Annotated in this window: 21 protein-coding genes; 5 read left to right on the top strand and 16 right to left on the bottom strand. The window is 59.9% G+C overall.

The window, feature by feature from the left end; all coding sequences use genetic code 11:
* Nucleotides 1-125 precede the first annotated feature (125 nt).
* A complete protein-coding gene (rsgA, locus tag LSO07_RS01525; RefSeq protein WP_151091995.1) occupies nt 126-1190 on the top strand; it encodes a ribosome small subunit-dependent GTPase A in 1065 nt (354 codons plus the stop codon).
* 57 nt (nt 1191-1247) lie between these two features.
* Here the strand turns inward: rsgA and LSO07_RS01520 are convergent, their stop codons facing one another.
* From LSO07_RS01520 to mnmG, 13 genes are all read right to left on the bottom strand, one after another.
* Nucleotides 1248-1667 (bottom strand): F0F1 ATP synthase subunit epsilon, encoded by a 420-nt coding sequence (locus LSO07_RS01520; protein ID WP_034752707.1) that lies wholly within the window; start codon nt 1665-1667, stop codon nt 1248-1250.
* Between the two features lie 62 nt (nt 1668-1729).
* Complete coding sequence (atpD, locus tag LSO07_RS01515; protein ID WP_034752705.1) at nt 1730-3130, bottom strand: F0F1 ATP synthase subunit beta; 1401 nt, start codon at nt 3128-3130, stop codon at nt 1730-1732.
* A gap of 29 nt (nt 3131-3159) precedes the next feature.
* Nucleotides 3160-4035 (bottom strand): F0F1 ATP synthase subunit gamma, encoded by an 876-nt coding sequence (gene atpG, locus LSO07_RS01510; RefSeq protein WP_034783836.1) that lies wholly within the window; start codon nt 4033-4035, stop codon nt 3160-3162.
* A 62-nt stretch (nt 4036-4097) separates the two neighbouring features.
* Nucleotides 4098-5639: a F0F1 ATP synthase subunit alpha gene (gene atpA / locus LSO07_RS01505; protein WP_034752701.1), complete on the bottom strand. Its 1542-nt coding sequence runs from the start codon at nt 5637-5639 to the stop codon at nt 4098-4100.
* Between the two features lie 78 nt (nt 5640-5717).
* The gene (locus tag LSO07_RS01500; protein ID WP_034783838.1) at nt 5718-6263 is read right to left on the bottom strand and encodes a F0F1 ATP synthase subunit delta; all 546 of its coding nucleotides are present in this window, start codon (nt 6261-6263) and stop codon (nt 5718-5720) included.
* Nucleotides 6264-6265: 2 nt separating this feature from the next.
* Complete coding sequence (locus LSO07_RS01495; RefSeq protein WP_034752697.1) at nt 6266-6736, bottom strand: F0F1 ATP synthase subunit B; 471 nt, start codon at nt 6734-6736, stop codon at nt 6266-6268.
* A 43-nt stretch (nt 6737-6779) separates the two neighbouring features.
* Nucleotides 6780-7058, bottom strand: coding sequence for a F0F1 ATP synthase subunit C (gene atpE, locus LSO07_RS01490; RefSeq protein ID WP_034752695.1), 279 nt, complete (start codon nt 7056-7058; stop codon nt 6780-6782).
* 59 nt (nt 7059-7117) lie between these two features.
* Nucleotides 7118-7927 carry a F0F1 ATP synthase subunit A gene (gene atpB / locus LSO07_RS01485; RefSeq protein WP_046681851.1) on the bottom strand — a complete coding sequence of 270 codons (810 nt, stop codon included), beginning with the start codon at nt 7925-7927 and terminating at the stop codon, nt 7118-7120.
* 51 nt (nt 7928-7978) lie between these two features.
* Nucleotides 7979-8347, bottom strand: coding sequence for an ATP synthase subunit I (locus LSO07_RS01480; RefSeq protein ID WP_035823464.1), 369 nt, complete (start codon nt 8345-8347; stop codon nt 7979-7981).
* Nucleotides 8348-8617: 270 nt separating this feature from the next.
* Nucleotides 8618-9505, bottom strand: a complete 888-nt coding sequence (locus tag LSO07_RS01475) for a ParB/RepB/Spo0J family partition protein (RefSeq protein ID WP_034783839.1) — start codon at nt 9503-9505, stop codon at nt 8618-8620.
* Nucleotides 9506-9569: 64 nt separating this feature from the next.
* Nucleotides 9570-10340, bottom strand: coding sequence for a ParA family protein (locus tag LSO07_RS01470; RefSeq protein ID WP_034752687.1), 771 nt, complete (start codon nt 10338-10340; stop codon nt 9570-9572).
* Between the two features lie 168 nt (nt 10341-10508).
* A complete protein-coding gene (gene rsmG / locus LSO07_RS01465) occupies nt 10509-11153 on the bottom strand; it encodes a 16S rRNA (guanine(527)-N(7))-methyltransferase RsmG (RefSeq protein WP_034783841.1) in 645 nt (214 codons plus the stop codon).
* A complete protein-coding gene (gene mnmG, locus LSO07_RS01460; RefSeq protein ID WP_092609599.1) occupies nt 11150-13087 on the bottom strand; it encodes a tRNA uridine-5-carboxymethylaminomethyl(34) synthesis enzyme MnmG in 1938 nt (645 codons plus the stop codon). The genes rsmG and mnmG overlap by 4 nt, the downstream gene beginning before the upstream one ends.
* Nucleotides 13088-13404: 317 nt before the next feature.
* On the opposite strand from mnmG, the gene sugE reads away from it, so the two are divergent.
* From sugE to LSO07_RS01440, 4 genes are all read left to right on the top strand, one after another.
* Entirely contained in the window at nt 13405-13725 is a 321-nt protein-coding gene (gene sugE, locus LSO07_RS01455) for a quaternary ammonium compound efflux SMR transporter SugE (protein WP_034783843.1), read from the top strand.
* 11 nt (nt 13726-13736) lie between these two features.
* Nucleotides 13737-14096, top strand: coding sequence for an NADH-quinone oxidoreductase subunit A (locus tag LSO07_RS01450; RefSeq protein WP_151091993.1), 360 nt, complete (start codon nt 13737-13739; stop codon nt 14094-14096).
* An 85-nt stretch (nt 14097-14181) separates the two neighbouring features.
* Nucleotides 14182-15339 (top strand): iron-containing alcohol dehydrogenase, encoded by a 1158-nt coding sequence (locus LSO07_RS01445; RefSeq protein WP_151091991.1) that lies wholly within the window; start codon nt 14182-14184, stop codon nt 15337-15339.
* A 44-nt stretch (nt 15340-15383) separates the two neighbouring features.
* Complete coding sequence (locus tag LSO07_RS01440) at nt 15384-16175, top strand: EAL domain-containing protein (protein WP_151091989.1); 792 nt, start codon at nt 15384-15386, stop codon at nt 16173-16175.
* 46 nt (nt 16176-16221) lie between these two features.
* On the opposite strand, the gene LSO07_RS01435 is transcribed toward LSO07_RS01440, so the two are convergent.
* The 3 genes from LSO07_RS01435 to LSO07_RS01425 all read right to left on the bottom strand — a co-directional run bounded on the left by LSO07_RS01435 (nt 16222) and on the right by LSO07_RS01425 (nt 20255).
* Complete coding sequence (locus LSO07_RS01435) at nt 16222-18282, bottom strand: 3-hydroxybutyrate oligomer hydrolase family protein (protein WP_151091987.1); 2061 nt, start codon at nt 18280-18282, stop codon at nt 16222-16224.
* Between the two features lie 76 nt (nt 18283-18358).
* A complete protein-coding gene (locus LSO07_RS01430) occupies nt 18359-19339 on the bottom strand; it encodes a branched-chain amino acid ABC transporter permease (RefSeq protein ID WP_151091985.1) in 981 nt (326 codons plus the stop codon).
* Nucleotides 19340-19370: 31 nt separating this feature from the next.
* A complete protein-coding gene (locus LSO07_RS01425) occupies nt 19371-20255 on the bottom strand; it encodes a branched-chain amino acid ABC transporter permease (protein ID WP_034783850.1) in 885 nt (294 codons plus the stop codon).
* Nucleotides 20256-20269 lie beyond the last annotated feature (14 nt).

The following is a 20269-nucleotide window of genomic DNA, read 5'->3' as shown; positions in this document are numbered from 1 at the left end:
TTCCCCATACGCGTGATCGCGTAGCCGACTTCCCCCTTTTTCGTGCCAGTCATGGCGACTGGCGGTGCCTGCACGCGCAGGCTTCACGTCCGCACGCGGACGACAGAATCTGGAATCACGCTACCATGATCACATTCGATTTTGCGCAACTACGCCTTATCGGGCTGCAGCAGGGCATCGCCAGCGCAGCCACCCAACTCGACATCTCTTCCCCCGCCGCGCAGCTGCTGCGCGTGAGCGCCGTGCACCGCGACAGCATCGGCGTGCACGACGGCATCCAGGAACACGGGGCGCAGGTCCTGCCGCGCCTGCTGCACGAGCTGCAGGCGCAGGACACCATCCTTGCTGTTGGCGACTGGGTCGCCGCCGAACACGATGGTTACGGCATGCTGTGGATAACGGCGCACTTATCCCCAGTCACGCAGATCGGCCGGCGCGGCAATGACGGCCGGCGGCAAGTGCTCGCCAGCAATGTCGATACGGCCCTGCTGGTGATGGGACTGGACGAAGACTTCAACCCGCGCCGGCTGGAACGCTATCTGGCCATCGTGCTGGCGGCCCAGGTCAGCCCCGTGGTGGTGCTGAGCAAGGCCGACGTGGCCGATGACGTGCCGGGCAAACTGGCGCAGCTCAAACTGCGCCTGCCGCCCCACGTGCCGCTGTTTGCCATCGATACGCGCCATGCGTATGACGTGGCCATCCTGGAACCCTGGCTGGACGCCGGCCAGACCCTGGTACTGCTCGGTTCATCGGGCGCGGGCAAGTCCAGCCTGACCAACACCCTGGCTGCGGCGCAGCAGGCAACCAACGGCGTGCGCCATGGCGACGGCCGTGGCCGGCACACGACGACGGCGCGCTCGCTGCACCTGTGCGCCAGCGGCGCCTGCATCATCGACACGCCGGGCTTGCGCAGCTGGCGCGCGGACGCCGATGCGGAGACGCTGGCTGCCACGTTCGACGATATCGCGGCGCTGGCAGCGACATGCCAGTTCCGCGATTGCCAGCATGCCAGCGAGCCCGGTTGCGCCGTGCGCGGCGCCGTCGATGGGGACCGCCTGCGTAATTATCACAAGCTGCTGCGCGACGCGCGCCGCAGCGAGGAAACGCCGCTCGAACGCATTGCCGCGCGCGCCAAGTGGAAGACGATATTGAAGGCGGGGCTGGAAAGGGGAAAGGACAAGCGCCGCTAATTTTTGCTGAAAAAAAAGGCAGCCCGCAGGCTGCCTTTCTTGTGCGGCGCAGATGGATTACATCTTGCGCAGCTTCTGGATCGCTGCCAGCTGCGCAATCGCGCTGGCCAGCTCGGCTTGCGCTTGCGCGTAGTCGATGCCCGAATCCTTGTTGTGGATATTTTCTTCCGCCAACTTCTTCGCTTCCAGCGCTTTCGCTTCGTCGAGGTCGTGACCGCGGATCGCGGTATCGGCCAGGACGGTCACGGTATCCGGTTGCACTTCCAGCAGGCCGCCGGCAACGAAGACGAACTCTTCTTCAGCCTGGCCGACTACCTTGATGCGGACCGCGCCCGGACGGATGCGGGTAATCAAAGGCGTGTGGCGTGGGTAGATACCCAGCTCGCCCTGTTCACCCGGCAACGCGACGAATTCTGCTTCGCCTGAAAAAATCAGTTCTTCAGCGGAAACCACGTCAACGTGAATTGTGTGTGCCATGTGTGTCCTATCGGGTTGAAGAACCCCGCCGTGTAAGCGGCGGGGTTAGGCCCAGACTTAACTTAGTTAAGTTTCTTGGCTTTTTCGATTGCTTCTTCGATCGTGCCGACCATGTAGAACGCTTGTTCCGGCAGGTGATCGAGTTCGCCCGAAGCGATCATTTTGAAGCCCTTGATCGTGTCTTTGAGCGAAACGTATTTACCAGGCGCGCCGGTAAAGACTTCAGCGACGTGGAAAGGCTGCGACAGGAAACGCTGCATCTTACGTGCGCGGGCGACCAGCAGTTTGTCTTCCGGTGCCAGCTCGTCCATACCCAGAATCGCGATAATGTCGCGCAATTCCTTGTAGCGTTGCAGGGTCGTTTGCACGGCACGCGCGGTGTCATAGTGCTCTTGACCAACGATCAACGGATCCAGCTGACGCGAGGTCGAATCCAGCGGGTCCACGGCTGGGTAGATACCCAGGGAAGCGATGTCACGCGACAGCGCAACGGTCGAATCCAAGTGAGCAAACGTGGTAGCAGGCGACGGATCGGTGTAATCATCGGCTGGAACGTAGACGGCCTGGATCGAGGTGATCGAACCGGTCTTGGTCGACGTGATACGCTCTTGCAGACGGCCCATTTCTTCCGCCAGGGTCGGTTGGTAACCCACAGCCGACGGCATACGGCCCAGCAGTGCCGATACTTCAGTACCAGCCAGCGTGAAGCGGTAGATGTTGTCGACGAAGAACAGAACGTCCTTGCCTTCATCACGGAACGATTCAGCGATCGTCAGGCCGGTCAGCGCGACGCGCAGACGGTTACCTGGCGGTTCATTCATCTGACCGTAGACCATCGCGACTTTGGAGTTCTCCGGGTTTTCCAGATCGACCACTTTCGCGTCAGCCATCTCGTGGTAGAAGTCGTTACCTTCACGGGTACGCTCACCCACGCCGGCGAACACGGACACGCCGCTGTGCGCTTTGGCGATGTTGTTAATCAGTTCCATCATGTTGACGGTCTTGCCTACGCCAGCGCCGCCGAACAGACCAACTTTACCGCCTTTTGCAAACGGGCACACCAGGTCGATCACCTTGATGCCGGTTTCCAGCAGTTCTTGCGATGGCGACAGTTCGTCGTATGCAGGAGCGGTGCGGTGGATCGACGCGATCTGCTCGTGCGACACAGGGCCGCATTCGTCGATCGGGTTGCCCAGCACGTCCATGATGCGACCCAGGGTTGCTTTACCGACTGGCACCATGATAGGTTTGCCGGTATTTTGAATCATCATGCCGCGACGCAGGCCATCGGACGAACCGAGTGCAATGGTACGGACAATGCCGTCGCCCAACTGCTGTTGTACTTCCAGGGTCAGTTCCGAGCCTGCCATCTTCAAGGCATCAAATACCTTAGGCATCGCGTTGCGGGGAAACTCAACGTCCACCACAGCGCCGATACACTGAACGATTTTGCCATCAGCCATGTTCGTTCCTTCAATATAGTTAAATTCGTTTAAACCGCAGCCGCACCGGCGACGATTTCGGAGAGTTCTTTGGTAATCGCAGCTTGGCGGGTCTTGTTGTAGATCAGCTTCAATTCGCCGATCACACTACCCGCGTTGTCGCTTGCAGCTTTCATCGCGACCATCCGTGCCGATTGCTCGGACGCCAGATTCTCCGCGACTGCCTGGTACACCAGCGCTTCTACATAGCGCTCCAGCAATTCGTCGATCACGCTTTGCGCGTCCGGCTCGTAGATGTAATCCCACGAGTGGGCACCCTTGTCGGCGACCATCTTGTCGGCCGTCAGGGGCAGCAATTGCTCCACGACTGGTTCCTGTTTCATCGTGTTGATGAATTTGGTGTAGCACAGGTACACTGCATCGATCTTGCCTGCCTGGAACTCTTCGAGCATGACCTTGACAGGTCCGATCAGTTTATCCAGGTGGGGCGTATCGCCGGTTTGAATGGCGTGCGCAATGATCTTGACGCCGATGCGATTCAAAAAACCCAAACCCTTGTTACCGATGGCAACTGCTTCAACCCGGTTGCCAGCTGCTTCCAGCTCGCGCGACTTCGACGTCACCTGGCGCAGGATGTTGGTGTTCATGCCGCCGCACAGACCCTTGTCGGTCGTGACAACGATGAAACCCACTGCCTTCGCTTGCGTACCCTGGGCAGCTGCCAGGAACGGGTGCGTGTATTCCGGATTGGCGGTCGCCAGATTGGCGGCGATATTCCGAATCTTGTCACTGTAGGGACGAGCGGCCCGCATCCGGTCTTGCGCCTTGCGCATTTTGGACGCGGCGACCATTTCCATCGCCTTGGTGATCTTCTTCGTATTCTCTACGCTCTTGATCTTGCCTCGTATCTCTTTGCTTGATGCCATGAGTCCTTACTCCTTCTGCGCGTAGGGCGGCGCCTCACTCGAAGTGGGCGCCGCCTGGCCGCTTAATATGCGCCGGATTTCTTGAAATCAGCAATGGCCGCCGACAGAGTTGCTTCGCTGTCTTTGTCGAGTTGCTTGGTTTCTTCGATCTTGGCCAGCAGAGCAGCTTGCTTGGTCTTCATGTAAGCGTGGACACCAGCTTCGAACGACAGCACTTGCTTGACTGGCACGTCGTCCATGAAGCCTTTGTTCACCGAGAACAGCGATACGGCCATCAGCGAGATCGACAGTGGCGAGTATTGGGCTTGCTTCAGCAATTCCGTTACGCGGGCACCACGGTCCAGCTGCTTGCGGGTCGATTCATCCAGGTCCGAAGCGAACTGCGCAAACGCAGCCAGTTCACGGTACTGCGCCAAGTCGGTACGGATACCGCCGGACAGGTTTTTGATGACCTTGGTCTGGGCGGCGCCACCGACGCGCGATACGGAAATACCGGCGTTAATGGCAGGACGGATACCGGCGTTGAACAGCGAGGTTTCCAGGAAGATCTGACCGTCGGTAATCGAAATCACGTTGGTTGGAACGAATGCGGACACGTCGCCAGCTTGCGTTTCAATGATCGGCAGCGCCGTCAGGGAACCGGTCTTGCCTTTGACGGCGCCGTCGGTGAACTTCTCGACGTAGTCGGCGTTCACGCGTGCTGCGCGTTCCAGCAGGCGGCTGTGCAGGTAGAACACGTCGCCTGGGTACGCTTCGCGACCTGGTGGACGGCGCAGCAGCAGCGAGATTTGACGGTATGCAACAGCTTGTTTGGACAGATCATCGTAGACGATCAGTGCATCTTCACCGCGGTCACGGAAGTATTCGCCCATGGCGCAACCGGAGTACGGCGAGATGTATTGCATGGCGGCCGATTCCGAAGCGGAAGCGGCGACAACGATGGTGTATTCCATCGCGCCGTGCTGTTCCAGCGAGCGCACGATGTTCTTGATCGACGAGGCTTTTTGGCCAATCGCGACGTAGATACATTTCATGCCCTGGCCTTTTTGATTGATGATCGCATCAATCGCCACAGCCGACTTGCCGGTTTGACGGTCGCCGATGATCAGTTCGCGCTGGCCGCGGCCAACTGGAACCATCGCATCGATCGACTTCAGGCCGGTTTGCATTGGTTGCGAAACGGACTCGCGGGCGATCACGCCCGGAGCGATTTTTTCAATCGCGGCCGTCAGTTTCGTCTCGATGGCGCCTTTGCCGTCGATTGGCTGACCCAGCGCGTTGACAACGCGGCCGAGCAGCTCAGGACCGACTGGCACTTCCAGAATGCGGCCGGTGCATTTCACCGTGTCGCCTTCGGAGATGTGCTCGTAGGCACCCAGAATCACGGAACCGACGGAGTCGCGTTCCAGATTCATTGCCAGGCCAAACGTATTGCCTGGGAATTCCAGCATCTCGCCTTGCATCACGTCCGACAAACCGTGGATGCGGCAGATACCGTCGGCGACGGAAATAACCGTGCCTTGATTACGCACTTCAGCGCCGCCGTCAAGACCTTGGATCCGGCTCTTGATCAACTCGCTGATTTCAGATGGGTTGAGTTGCATACTAACTCCTAAAAGTGTTTCTCTCAGCTTGCGCGAGGGGTAAGGGTCTGTCTTAGCTGGCCTGCCGAAGCGCGTGTCTTACGACACCAGTGCAGCGTGCAGTTGCTGCAGCTTGGCGCGCACCGAGGTATCGAGCACTTGGTCGCCAACGACCACGCGCACGCCGCCGAGCAGCGATGGATCCACTGTGACGGCAGGGTTGAGCTTACGACTGAATTTCTTTTCCAGCGTTGCGACCAGCTCGGCCGTTTGGCCTTCGCTCAGATCGAAAGCGCTCGTGATCTCGGCGTCAGCCGCACCTTCCAGACCGTTTTTCAACGTATGGAATTGCGCGCCGATTTCCGGCAGCAGGCTGATGCGGCCATTTTCGATCAACATCGTGACGAAGTTTTTCACTTCCTCATTGAGCGGCGATTTCAACAACGACAGGATGGTGGCGGCGACGTCGCTTTCCGAAACTTTCGGATTGCGCGCGTACGCCTGTACCTCGGGGTGGCTACCGATCTGTGCCAGTTCGGACACCAGCTCGGACCACGCCGCGAGGTTGCTTGACTCCTTACCAGCTTGGGCTACGCGGAACAAAGCTTCCGCGTAGGGACGGGCGACGGTTGCGAGTTCTGCCATGATTACAGCTCGACAGCAAGACGCTGCAACATTTCGGCGTGAGCCGTAGCGTTAACTTCACGCTTCAAGATCTGCTCGGCACCCTTGACAGCCAGGTCAGCCACCTGAGCGCGCAATTGTTCGCGTGCTTTCGACAGTTGCTGTTCGGCGTCCGACTGGGCTTGCGCAATGATACGCGCAGCTTCAGCTTGTGCATTTTGCTTGATCTCTTCAGCAACCAGCTGCGCGCGCTTTTCAGCGTCCGCAACGCGTTGCGACGCTTCTTCACGTGCACTGTTCAATGCCTCTTGCGCACGCTTTTCAGCGACAGCCATCGAAGCTTGACCTTGATCGGCCGCAGCCAATCCATCCGCGATTCGTTTGGCACGCTCATCCAGCGCATTGTTCAGCGCTGGAAATACGAACTTCATCGAGAACCAGACCAACACCGCGAAGGTGATCATCTGGCCGATGAGCGACATATTGATGTCCATACCTTTGCTCCTAACTAAAAGTTTCTCCTAGGGTTGGAGCGAATTACTGAGCAACAGCCGTCAGAGCGGACAGGAACGGGTTAGCGAACGTGTACAGCAGAGCAACACCAACGCCGATCATCGAGATAGCATCCAGCAGACCAGCGATAACGAACAGTTTGGTTTGCAGTTGTGGCATCAGTTCTGGTTGACGTGCCGAAGCTTCCAGGAATTTGCCACCCAAGATAGCGAAGCCCAGAGCGGTGCCGATTGCGGCCAGGCCGATGATGATTGCTGCTGCCAGAACGGTCATGCTTTGTACTTGTGCGATCAGAGCTTGCATAAAATTCTCCTAAATTTAAAAACGAAAGATACTAAAAAAACAAAATATAAAGTTAATGATTAATGTTTCTCAACCGCAAGGCTCAGATACACAACCGTCAACGCCATAAACACAAAAGCTTGCAAAGTTACAATCAAGATATGGAAAATTGCCCATGGACCACCCAACGCCCACTGTGCCCACCAAGGCAACAACGCGATCAAGATGAAAATCAGTTCGCCGGCATACATATTGCCGAACAGTCGCAGCGACAGGGAGATCAGTTTTGCAACCAGCTCAACCATTTGCAGCAGGAAATTGACAGGTGCCAGGGCGATCGTGCCGATCAGGCCGCTCGCATGGAACGGTGCCGTGAACAGTTCCTTGATCCAGCCGCCCAGGCCCTTGGCCTTGATCGAGAAGGCGATCACGCACAGCACGACCGACAGCGACATGGCGAAGGTGTGGTTGACGTCGGCGGTCGGCACGGCGCGCAGTTTATGCACGCCAAACCAGCTCAGAATCTTCGGCAACAGGTCAACCGGCAGGAAGTCCATCGCGTTGAGCAACCAGACCCACACAAAAATAGTGATGGCCAGCGGCGCGATGACCTTGCTTTTCGCGTGGAAGGCCCCATTAATAGTGTCATTGACGATTTCCATGACCATTTCGACGAAGTTTTGCAACTTGCCAGGGACACCAGCCGTCGCGCGGCGCGACGCCATATAGAAAACAGCCAGGAAAACAAAGCCCAGAATGGCCGAAATCCAGAACGTATCCAGATTGATCATGCCGTCGGCACTTCTCAGGTGGGCCAGATGGTGACTGATGTATTCTGTGGCGTTGGCCGGGGCAGCATGGCCCGCTTCAATAGCGTGTTCTGTGGTCATAATGAATTTAGATTTGTCGTTCCAGAGCACAACAGGCCCCAAAACCAATGATTAAACAGCGAGCAATGAAAACCAGTATGCTAAGGTTGCCACCGCGAAACCCAAGATCAGCCATAACCAGGCGGCCGACTGAAACAACACCAGTGCCAATATAAACAGCACCGCTGTGATAAATATTTTCACCACTTCTGCGCGCAAATGCGCCCGGAATGCCTTGTTGGCGTCGCTAGAACCGCGAACCACCAGCAGGGCATACACCAGGCTACCGATGACTGCGATAGCGCCGCCGTATGCGGCGGACCAGCCTCTGACATTGCCACCAAAAAACAGGGTGACCGTGGCAAAGCTGATAGCGATTGCTAGCTGCAATGCAACTACTTTGTAGACTGGTTTGGCAATACTTTGTTGTGAATCACTCAATTGCCAGGTTCCCAGAAAAATCTACACACGCAAAGACACGGGATTATAGTTGGCTTTGATCTATAGAGTCAAACGTTGCTGCACCGCAGCAGGGCAATTGCTGCGTGAAACTGACGCTTTACCGACTATTCGCCGCCATTTGCACCACTATATGGCAAAGTCGCTTGTCTGGCCGCTTCCAGCCGTGTTATCAAGGAATCACGTGGTGCATCTGGAAAGCATGGCCGGATTGTCCACACCCGCATGATCCCTGTCTTTGCAGCTTGCTATTTAACCACGCAAGCGGGTCAACAAACCATCGAGCACGTCAAGATCGGCAAAATCAATCACCAATTGGCCACGGCCCTTGTTGCCCATCTTGAACACCACGGGCGTGGCCAGCGCATCGGACAGCTCTTCTTCCAGGCGCGCGATGTCGCCGGACTTTTCCTTTTGCCGCGGCTCGACCGGGTTGGCCGCTTCCTCGACCGAGCGCGTCACGAGCTTTTCCGTTTCGCGCACCGACAGGCGCTTGGCCACGACTTGGTTGGCCAGGGTGATCTGGCTGGCCGCATCGACGGCCAGCAGCGCGCGCGCATGGCCCATGTCGATATCGCCGGCCATCAGCATGGTCTGCACGGGAGCGGCCAGGTTCATCAAACGCAACAGGTTCGACACGGCGCTGCGCGAGCGTCCCAGCGCAGTGGCCGCTTGCTCATGCGTAAAACTGAAGTCGGCGATCAGGCGGTGGATGCCCTGCGCTTCTTCCAGGGGATTCAAGTCTTCGCGCTGGATGTTCTCGATCAGCGCCATGGCCGCGGCGGCCAGATCGTCCACGTCGCGCACCAGCACCGGCACTTCCGTCAGGCCGGCCAGTTGCGAAGCGCGGAAACGGCGTTCGCCAGCGATGATTTCATATTTGATCAAGCCGCTCAAGGTGTCTTGCCCGATCGGGCGCACCAGGATAGGCTGCATCAGCCCTTGCGCCTTGATCGAGGCGGCCAGTTCATTCAAGGCCCCCTCGTCCATGCGCGTGCGCGGCTGGTATTTGCCGGCTTGCATTTGCGACACGGGCAAGTTCGACGGTTGATGCGTGTCCGGACTGGCAAAGTCGCCGCCCCCGCCGCCCAACAGAGCGTCGAGTCCGCGACCCAGTCCTTTTAATTTTTTCGTAGCCATGCTGTCCTAATCGTGTTTTCAGAGTAAGCGCTTACATCGAATCGTGCAGACGCTCGCCCCTTGTTTACATATGTTTGATGCGTTCGACCATCTCGGCGCCGAAGGCGATATACGCCTGGGCACCTTTCGAGCTGGGGTCGAAGGTCACGCCGGGCAGGCCGTACGATGGCGCTTCGGCCAGGCGGACATTGCGCGGGATGATGGTATTGAAAACCTTGTCGCCGAAGTGCTGTTCCAGCTGCGCCGACACTTGTTGCGATAATGTCATGCGTGGATCGAACATCACACGCAAGAGCCCAATGATCTTCAAGTCCGGGTTCAGGTTCGCATGCACCTTCTTGATGGTGTTGACCAGGTCGGACAAACCTTCCAGCGCATAGTACTCGCACTGCATCGGGATGATCACGCCATGCGCGGCGCACAGGCCGTTCAGGGTCAGCATCGATAATGCCGGTGGGCAATCTACTAATATGAAGTCATATTCGCCGTCCACTTCGGCCAGCGCATCCTTCAGGCGGCGTTCGCGGTTGTCCAGCTCGACCATCTCCACTTCGGCGCCGGCCAGTTCGCGGTTCGACGGCAAGACATCGAAGCGCCCCGCTTCCGAACGCTGGCGTGCCGTCTTGACATCGGACTCGCCCAGCATGACTTCATACGTCGATGCCTTCAGGCCGGCCTTGTTGATGCCGGCGCCCATGGTCGCATTGCCCTGCGGGTCGAGATCGACCAGCAGCACGCGCTGGTTCAACTTGGCCAGACCGGCGGAGAGGTTGACGCTCGTTGTGGTTTTACCAACACCACCCTTTTGATTTGCTACACAAAAAATTTTGGCCATGTATCTTCTAGTTGTAAAGAGATGCAAACTTCATCGTGCGCCCCGGCATCTGGCCGAAACGATTTATACTGTTTATTTCATTTATACGATATAAATCGTTTATACGGTTTATATTATTTATACCGTATAAACCATTTATATGATTTATATCGTTTAATTTTCTGGCGTTTAAATTCTTGCTATAAAGACCAGATGACGCTCTGCATTTAGCCCTGGTACCTGGATAGGCCGTAATTCCGTCACTTGCCAGTCTGCCGGCAGTCTCTCTCTCTCGTCTGGCGGTGCCACCCCTTTCAAGGCGATGAATTGCCCGCCCTCGGCCAGCACATGGTTCGACCAGTTGACGAAGTCGGACAGGTCGGCAAAGGCGCGCGAGGTGATCACGTCGAATTTCTGCTGCACTTCCAGCTGTTCCACCCGTTTCGTGTACACGGTCACGTTGGCGAGGCCCAGTTCCGCTTTCACTTGCGTCAAGAATGCCGTCTTCTTATGCACCGTGTCGATCATCGACACCTTCACATCGGGGCGCGCGATGGCCAGCACCATGCCCGGCAAGCCGCCGCCGGCGCCCACGTCGAGCACATTCTTTGCGTCCGCGAACGCCGGTACGGCGGCCAGCGAATCGAGCACGTGCAGGGTCAGCATCTGCATGGGATCGCGCACCGACGTCAGGTTGTACACGCTGTTCCATTTGGCCAGCAAGGCCAGGTAATCGAGCAGTTTTTCCGTCTGATCCGCGCTCAGGTCGAGCCCCAGCGCGGCGATGCCTTCATTCAAAATCTGGGCCAGTGCGGCCCGGTCAAACTGCTTCATTCAACAACCTCGTCCTTTAAAGTGGTGGTCTGCGCGGCACCAAAACCGCGCTTTTTCAGGTGCACCAGCAGCAGCGAAATCGCCGCCGGCGTCACACCGGAAATGCGCGATGCCTGGCCCAGGGTTTCCGGGCGCTGCTTGTCGAGTTTTTGCCGCACTTCGACGGACAGCGCGCCGATATCCAGATAATTGAAACCTTCCGGCAAGGCCAGGTTTTCATAGTGTTCGTGGCGCTCGATTTCCTTGCTCTGGCGCTCGATGTAGCCCGCATATTTGAGCTGGATTTCCACCTGCTCGCGCACGGCGGGGTCTTCCACGCCGGGGCCGGCCAATGCCTGGCCTTCCATGCCCGTCATGCTCATCAGGGTGTCGTAGGCCACGTTCGGGCGGCGCAGCAAGTCCGCCAGCGAATACTCGCGTTCGATAGCCTGGCCAACGATGCGTTCCGATTCGGCGGCCGCCAGGATGCGCGGGTTGACCCACGTGGAACGCAGGCGCTCGAGCTCCAGCGCCACCGCTTCGCGCTTCGTTTCAAACGCTTGCCATTGGGCGTCGCCCACGCAGCCCAGGGCGCGGCCGATTTCCGTCAGGCGCATGTCGGCATTGTCTTCGCGCAGGCTCAGGCGGTACTCGGCGCGGCTGGTAAACATGCGGTACGGTTCCTGCACGCCCTGGGTGATCAGATCGTCGACCAGCACGCCCAGATAGGCCTCGGAGCGGCCCGGTACCCAGGCTTCCTTGTCCTGCGTCAGCAAGGCCGCATTCAGGCCCGCCAGCATGCCTTGCGCGGCCGCTTCCTCGTAGCCCGTGGTGCCGTTGATCTGGCCGGCGAAGAACAGGCCGGCGACGGCCTTCGTTTCCAGCGAGGCCTTCAAGCCGCGCGGGTCGAAGTAATCGTATTCGATGGCGTAGCCGGGGCGCAGGATGTGGGCGTTTTCCATGCCCTTCATCGATTGCACCAGGGCGATCTGCACGTCGAACGGCAGGCTGGTCGAAATGCCGTTCGGATAGAACTCATGCGTCGTCAAGCCTTCCGGCTCGAGGAAGATCTGGTGCGATTCCTTGCCCGAGAAACGGTGGATCTTGTCTTCGATCGAGGGGCAATAACGGGGGCCCACGCCCTCGATCACGCCCGTGTACATGGGGCTGCGGTCGAGGCCGGCGCGGATGATGTCGTGCGTCTGGCTATTCGTGTGCGTGACCCAGCACGGTACCTGGCGCGGATGCATGGACGTGTTGCCCATCACGGAAAACACGGGCACGGGATCGAGATCGCCCGGCTGTTCTTGCATCACGGAAAAGTCGATCGTGCGGCCATCGATGCGCGGCGGCGTACCCGTTTTCAGGCGGCCCTGCGGCAGTTTCAGCTCTTTCAGGCGGGCCGACAGCGAGATGGCGGGCGGGTCGCCGGCGCGGCCGGCCGAGTAGTTATTCAAGCCCACGTGGATCTTGCCGTCGAGGAAAGTGCCAGCCGTCAGCACGACGGCGCGCGCGAGAAACTTCAAGCCGATCTGCGTCACGGCGCCGACGACCCGGTCGCCTTCGACGATCAGATCATCGACGGCTTGCTGGAACAGCCACAGGTTAGTCTGGTTTTCCAGGCGCGTACGGATGGCGGCCTTGTACAAAATACGGTCGGCCTGGGCGCGCGTGGCGCGGACTGCCGGGCCTTTCGAGGAGTTCAGGATGCGGAACTGGATGCCGGACTCGTCGGTGGCAATCGCCATCGCGCCGCCCATGGCATCGACTTCCTTGACCAGGTGGCCCTTGCCGATGCCACCGATGGAAGGGTTGCACGACATCTGGCCCAGTGTCTCAATATTATGCGTGAGCAATAGCGTCTTCTGCCCCATGCGGGCGGAAGCGAGGGCCGCCTCGGTACCGGCGTGACCACCACCGACAACGATGACGTCGAATTCTGTAGGAAATAACATGATAAATAGGTAACAGTGCAAGTAAAAATGCGGGATGAGAGCTCCGATTATAGAGTCTTTTTGCAAGCGCAACCTTGCGCAGCGCATTTTTTGCTTAATTTTTACTCAGCAGGGGCAAGTCAACGACGATTTCTGTTTCACGTGGAACACGCAGCGTGGGCAAGCGGAGGGCTGCGGTAGCGTGAAATGTTTGCTACAATTGCCGCATCGTCCGCCAACGTGACCACGCCAGTGGCCAGCGGGACGATCATCCAGGAGGACGGCCTCCCCCATCATGGGAACACACCGGGACGGCCCGCTCTGTATAAGGAGCCGCCATGGCCTGGATACTTTTACTTATTGCCGGCATGTTTGAAGTCGTGTGGGCATACTCGATGAAACTCTCCGAGGGTTTCACCAAACTCACCCCCTCCGTTGTCACCATCGTCATGATGATCGCCAGCTTCGGCTTGCTTTCGCTTGCCATGCGCACCCTGCCCCTTGGTACGGCTTATACGATCTGGACCGGCATCGGCGCCGTCGGCGCCTTTATCGTCGGCATCGTTTTTCTGGGCGAGCAGCTCAACACCATGCGCGTATGCGCCGCCGTCCTCATCGTGTGCGGCATCGTGCTGATGAAACTGTCGTCCAGCCACTGAGAGGAATCCCCATGCTTCTCGAAAACTATTTCCCCGTCCTCCTGTTCATTCTGATCGGCATCCTGGTCGGTATCGTGCCCATGCTGCTGGGCCGCACGCTGGGACCGCACAAGCCGGACCCGCAAAAACTGTCGCCGTACGAATGCGGCTTCGAAGCGTTCGGCGACGCGCGCATGAAGTTCGACATCCGCTTCTACCTGGTTGCCATTCTCTTCATCCTGTTCGATATCGAGGTGATCTTCCTGATGCCGTGGGCGGCCAACGTGAATGAACTCGGCTTGCCCGGTTTCTGGGCCGTCATAGGTTTCTTGAGCATACTGGCCATCGGCCTGGCCTATGAATGGAAACGCGGCGCGCTGGAGTGGGAGTAGTCCCCGCTTTTTGTTCCACGTGAAACAGGCGCGGGGCGGGAAAGCGGAGTAAGCTGGGCTTCTGCCATCATTGTCAGGAGTCTGCATGTCCGCCTTCCAGTTCCGCACTGTCCCGCACCTGATCGTTGAACCGGGCGCCGCCGCCCAGCTGGGTGCGCATATCGCCCAACACTTCCCCACCGTGCGCCGCGCCCTGCTCGTCACCGATGCAGGCTTTTTGCGCACGGGTCTGGCCGATGCTTCCTTGCACAACCTGCAGGCGGCCGGCATCGAGGTCCACGTCTTTTCCGAAGTGCAAGCCGATCCGCCCGAAGCCATCGTATTGGCCGGTGTGGCCCAGGCCCGGATGTTTCACGTGGAACTGATTATCGGCCTCGGTGGCGGCAGCTCGCTGGACGTGGCCAAGCTCATCGCCGTGCTGGCACCGGGCCACCAGGAACTGGCCCAACTATATGGCATCGGCAATGTCCACGGCCAGCGCCTGCCCCTGGTGCAATTGCCGACCACGGCCGGCACGGGCTCGGAAGTGACGCACATCGCCATCGTCACCACGGGTGCCACCAGCAAGATGGGCGTGGTCGCGCCGCAACTGTATGCGGACCTGGCCATCCTCGACGCCAGCCTGACCCTGGGCTTGCCGCCCGCCGTGACGGCCGCCACCGGCATCGATGCCATGGTGCATGCGATCGAAGCGTACACCAGCCGCCTGTTGAAAAACCCATTGTCCGACATGCTGGCCACGCAAGCCTTGTCACTGCTCTCCAGCAACCTGGTCACCGCCTGCCGCGATGGCAGCAACTTGCCGGCGCGCCAGGCCATGCTGCTGGGCGCCATGCTGGCCGGCCAGGCGTTTGCCAATGCGCCCGTGGCCGCCGTGCACGCGCTCGCCTATCCCATCGGAGGACTGTTCCACGTGCCGCATGGCTTGTCGAATGCGCTGGTGCTGCCGCACGTGCTGCATTTCAATCTATCCCACGCGGCGCCCCTGTATGCGCAACTGGCAGCCGTCCTGCAACCTGGCATCACGGGCAGCGAGGAAGCGCGGGCCATGGCCCTGATCGAAGCCCTGCAGGAGATTGCCTTGGCGACGGGCATCGTGCGCACCCTGCGCGAAGTGGGCATCGCGGCCAGCGACCTGGACCGTCTGGCCGATGAAGCCATGCTGCAGACGCGCTTGCTGGGCAACAATCCCCGGCCGGTCACGCGCCGCGATGCGCGCGCCATCTATGCTGCCGCACTGTGAGACAGCAGACGGAATCAGCCAACCCATCCGCCTACACTAGCACCATGACACCTCCCGACATCCCGATTCATCCTGACGCCACCAGCTTTCCACACGGTGCCTGTGCAGGATGCCACGACAGCGCGCCGCTGCCGTTTGCCTTCGAGTATGCCTATCAGCCCATCGTCGACCTGGCCACGCGCAGTATCTATGCGCACGAGGCGCTGGTGCGCGGACCCAACGGCGAAAGCGCGGCCAGCGTGCTGGCGCAAGTCAACGACGCCAACCGCTACCGCTTCGACCAGGCTTGCCGCGTCAAGGCCGTGGCCGGCGCAGCCAAGCTGGATATGCAGGGCTTTCTGTCGATCAACTTCTTGCCTAACGCCGTCTACCGTCCCGAAGTGTGCATCCGCAGCACCCTGGAAGCGGCCACCTTGCACCGCTTCCCCACCGATAAAATCATCTTTGAAGTGACGGAAGGCGAACGGGTGCAGGACCGTCCCCATCTGGTCGAGATCTTCCGCGCCTACCGGCGCTTCGGTTTCCAGACAGCCATCGATGATTTCGGCGCCGGCTATGCGGGCTTGAACCTGCTGGCCGAATACCAGCCCGACATCATCAAGATCGACATGGACCTGGTGCGCGGGATCGATATGCACGCGCCACGCCAGGCGATCGTGCGGGCCATCGCCAGCCTGTGCCGCGAGCTCGGTATCCGCGTACTGGCCGAAGGCATCGAGACACGCGCCGAGCGCGATTTCCTGGCCAGCTGCGGCATTTCCCTGATGCAGGGCTACTGGTTTTGCAAGCCTGTCTTCCAGGGACTGGGCCACATCCCCGATACGGCCTGGGAATAAAAACGGCCACGTGAAACGTGGCCGCAGGTTCCATCGGTGGTACAGCCTAGTTGGGAATGTCGACGACCGTCCCCGTCACGCTGATGACATTGCCGGGCGCCGGCGCCGTGGCGATCGCTGGCACGTTGACATTCGTGATCAGGGTTGTCGCATCGGCGCGCGTCACCGTGCGCACCACCTGCGATGGCGGCAAGGCTTGCTTGGCATTCAAGTGCACATACATGGCATCGAGCGCCCGGTTCAGGTAGACATGCAAGGGGACGATCAGGGTCGGCAAGGCGCTGCTGAAGGAATCGAAGTGGTTGGCATTGGTCACCTCGATATAGCGCAGGCGGCTATTGCTCCCTTCCCCGGCGGCGTTCAGGCCAAGATAGGCGCGCGACGCGTGATTGACGGGAATCAGGGTATCGCTGCGACCGTGCACGATGATGGCCGGCTTGCCATTCAATTTGCCGCTGGCCGCGACCTCCGCCATGCCAGCACGCACGCGCACGCTTTGCCCGGCCAGCGTACCTTGCAAATTGGCGCCGCTGACGGTATCGCGCCCCGTCGCCAGGCTGCGCAGGCACAGGAAGCCGTCGAGCGACTGGTCCGCCAGGCCGCTGGAAGACGACACGCCGGCCGTGTACACCCTGGCGCCGCCCACGCTGTTCTCGTACACGACGTTGCCGAGGATGCCGTTTTGCGCGGCAAAGCTGGCCGCCTTCTGCGCCGACGTGAACGCGACCGGATTACCGTTGAGGTCAGTCTGCGCAAACGTGAAACCGCACACCTTGTCCGTGACGGAGAATTTGCCGTAGGCATACGCATACGTGACGGCCACGAGGATATTCGTGCCCGCGTGTGCCGCCTGCAGCGGATCGGAATCCAGCAGCCAGCCATACGCGCGCAAGCGCTGTTTCGCGTCCGCCTGTTGCGCGGCCAGGTCGGCGCCGTTCAATAAACCCTTGCTGACCAGCGCCGTGCAGCGTCCCGCATTGCCGGCCACGGAAGCGATGCACGGCTGATACAGGGCCGCATAGGTGGCGTAGTCGAACAGCGCGCGGCCGGGATTGGCGACTGCCGCCCCACCCTGGCGCACGCTGTAGGCGCTTGACGCCGCCGGCTGGATCTGCGGCTCGCTGGCCGCTACGCCGCTGATCAAGCCCTTGGTATCCTGTTCCGCCGCCAGCAAGGCCGAGCCGGCGCCGTTGGAAATGCTCGAGGCAATCGTGATGGTGTTCTTCGGCGTCAGGCGCACGATGCGCGCACTACCGTCGCGGGCCAGCACGCCGTAGCGTTCGTTCAAGACGTAATACGCCATCTCGACCGCCTGCAAGGTCACCTTGCCCCAATCCTTCTCCGGATTCTGCTGCGAGTGTGCGTGCTTGAAGGCGATGCGGTTCGGGTTCGCGCCGGCCCAGGCCAGGCGGTCGGCGTCGCTCAAGTCGGGCGCGAAGAGCGCGTTCTTGCCGGCGGCCACCCTGCCCGCGCGCACGCCGTTTTGCAGGTTGACACTGTCGTCCTCGAACACGTACAAGCCCGTGCCGGAGCCCTTGTCGGCATACGCCACGGCGCAGCCTTTTTTCAAGCCCCATTCACCCGAGCTGCCGATGGCGCCGTAGATGCCGCGCGAGCCGCTGGACGTGCCCGTGACGATGCAGGCATGGTCGGGATCGAAGCTGGCCGGCACCTGCACCATCAAGGTGACATTCTTCTTGCCCGAGCCATCGTCGGCATAGGCGATGTATTCACTGCCCGCGACCAGGCCCTCGCCCGTGCCCACGTTCCCGGACGCATCCACGTTCGGTCCGTACAGGGTGCCGTAGCCGCTGTTGGCGGCAATGTCGAGTACGGCGCGGTAATTGGCGTAGATGGCATTGCGGCGCAGTTCGAGCGGTGTCGGCTGTTCCACGTTCGCATACGCGGGCGCGGCGCCAGCCAGCCCAGTCTTGCCGAGGCCGGCCGTCAGCAGATCGTTCGTCTTGCCGTCGTAGTCGGCGCGCGTGATGGTACCCAGGTAGCCGGGCATCTGGTTCAGCTCTTCCGGTGCATGGTTGCTGCCGCAGGCTGCCAACGCCAGCAAGGTGCACAGGCTGCTTCCCGCGCGCGTGATCGTCGTTTGCATGGTGGTTCTCTCCGTTGAAGTAACAGTGGACGCACAATGAAAAACGCCGGACGATCCGTCCGGCGTTGCTTGAAAATCAGACCGCGGCCTTGGCAGCCCTGCCGCCGAAGCGCGCGATGGCTTCGCCGACAATGCCGCGCCGGAACATCAGTACGCAGATAACGAAGATCACGCCGGTGACCATACCGACCGATTCGCCCAGGGTACCGAACCACTCGATGCCCGTGTGCGTGGCCAGATAGGTACCAACATCGCCCAGCTTGTTTTCCAGCGCGATGATCAAGACGGCGCCGAGGATGGGACCGGACAAGGTGCCCATGCCGCCTACCAAAGTCATCAGCACGACCAGGCCCGACATGCCCCAGTACACGTCGGTCAGGGTTTCAAAGCCCAGCACCAGGGTCTTGGTGGCGCCGGCCAGCGCGGCCAGTGAAGCGGACAGCACGATGGCCATCAGCTTGTACTTGTTGACGTCGTAGCCCAGCGAGATGGCGCGCGGTTCGTTTTCCTTGATCGCCTTGAGCACCTGGCCGAACGGCGAATGGATGGTGCGCACGATCAGGGCGAAGCCGGCGACAAAAATGGCCAGCACGACGTAGTACAAGACGGTGTCATTGCCCAGGTTTATCGTGCCCAGCAAGGTTCCACGTGGAACACCCTGCAAGCCATCCTCGCCCCCCGTAAAGGGCAGACGCAAGGCCAGGAAGTACACCATCTGCGCCAGCGCCAGGGTGATCATCGTAAAGTAGATGCCCTGGCGGCGGATCGCCAGGCCGCCGATCACCAGGCCCAGCAAGGCGCCCGTGGCGACGCCGGCCAGCAAGCCCAGTTCCGTTGGCCAGCCCCAGGTGCGCAGCGCGTAGCCGGTGACATAGCCGGCGCCGCCGAAGAAGGCCGCATGGCCGAACGACAGCAAGCCGGTGTAGCCGATCAGCAAGTTGAAAGCGCAGGCAAACAGGGCAAAGCACAGCAACTTCATCAGGAAGACGGGATAGCCGTAAAACGGGGCCGCCAACGCCAGCAGCAAGGCAATGGCGTAGCCTACATTTTTATTCATCGTGGTAGCTCCAATACATGACTGATGAGGATTACTTTTCTTTGCCAAACAGGCCGGCGGGACGCAGCAGCAGCACGATGACCATCACGACGAACACCACGGTGGCAGAGCCTTCCGGGTAGAACACGCGAGTCAGGCCCTCGATCACGCCCAGGCCCAGGCCCGTCAGGATGGAGCCCATGATGGACCCCATGCCGCCAATCACCACCACGGCAAACACGACGATGATCAGGTTCGAGCCCATCAGCGGCGAGACCTGGATGATCGGTGCCGCCAGCACGCCGGCGAAACCGGCCAGCGCCACGCCGAAGCCGAACGTCAGGGTTACCATCAGCGGCACGTTGATGCCGAACGCTTCCACCAGTTTCGGGTTTTCCGTGCCGGCCCGCAGGTAGGCACCGAGCTTGGTTTTTTCGATGACGAACCAGGTAGCCAGGCAAACGGTGAGCGAGGCGATCACCACCCAGGCGCGGTAGTTCGGCAGGATCATGAAACCCAGGTCCGTCGCGCCGGCCAGCGCTTCAGGCACGGCATACGGCTGGCCCGAGACGCCATAGAAGGAGCGGAACACGCCTTCCATGATCAGGGTGATGCCAAAGGTCAGCAGCAAGCCATACAGGTGGTCGAGTTTATACAGCCAGCGCAGCATGGTCTTTTCGATCAGGATGCCGACCAGGCCGACGAGGATCGGGGCGATGACCAGCATGGCCCAGTAACTGATGTCGAAATAACTGAGGCCCATCCAGGCCAGGAAGGCGCCCATCATGTACATGGCGCCGTGCGAGAAATTAATCACATTAAGCAAGCCAAAGATAACGGCCAGACCGAGGGACAACATGGCATAGAACGAGCCGTTGACGAGACCCAGCAGCAGCTGGCTCATCATCGCTTGTATTGGAACGCCGAAAATTTCCATGGCATCACAGTATA

This window comes from Janthinobacterium sp. PLB04 (genome assembly GCF_021165895.1).
GTDB lineage: Bacteria > Pseudomonadota > Gammaproteobacteria > Burkholderiales > Burkholderiaceae_D > Janthinobacterium > Janthinobacterium lividum.
Note: the sequence above shows the minus strand (reverse complement) of the source record. Positions and strands in the feature narration are given on the sequence as shown.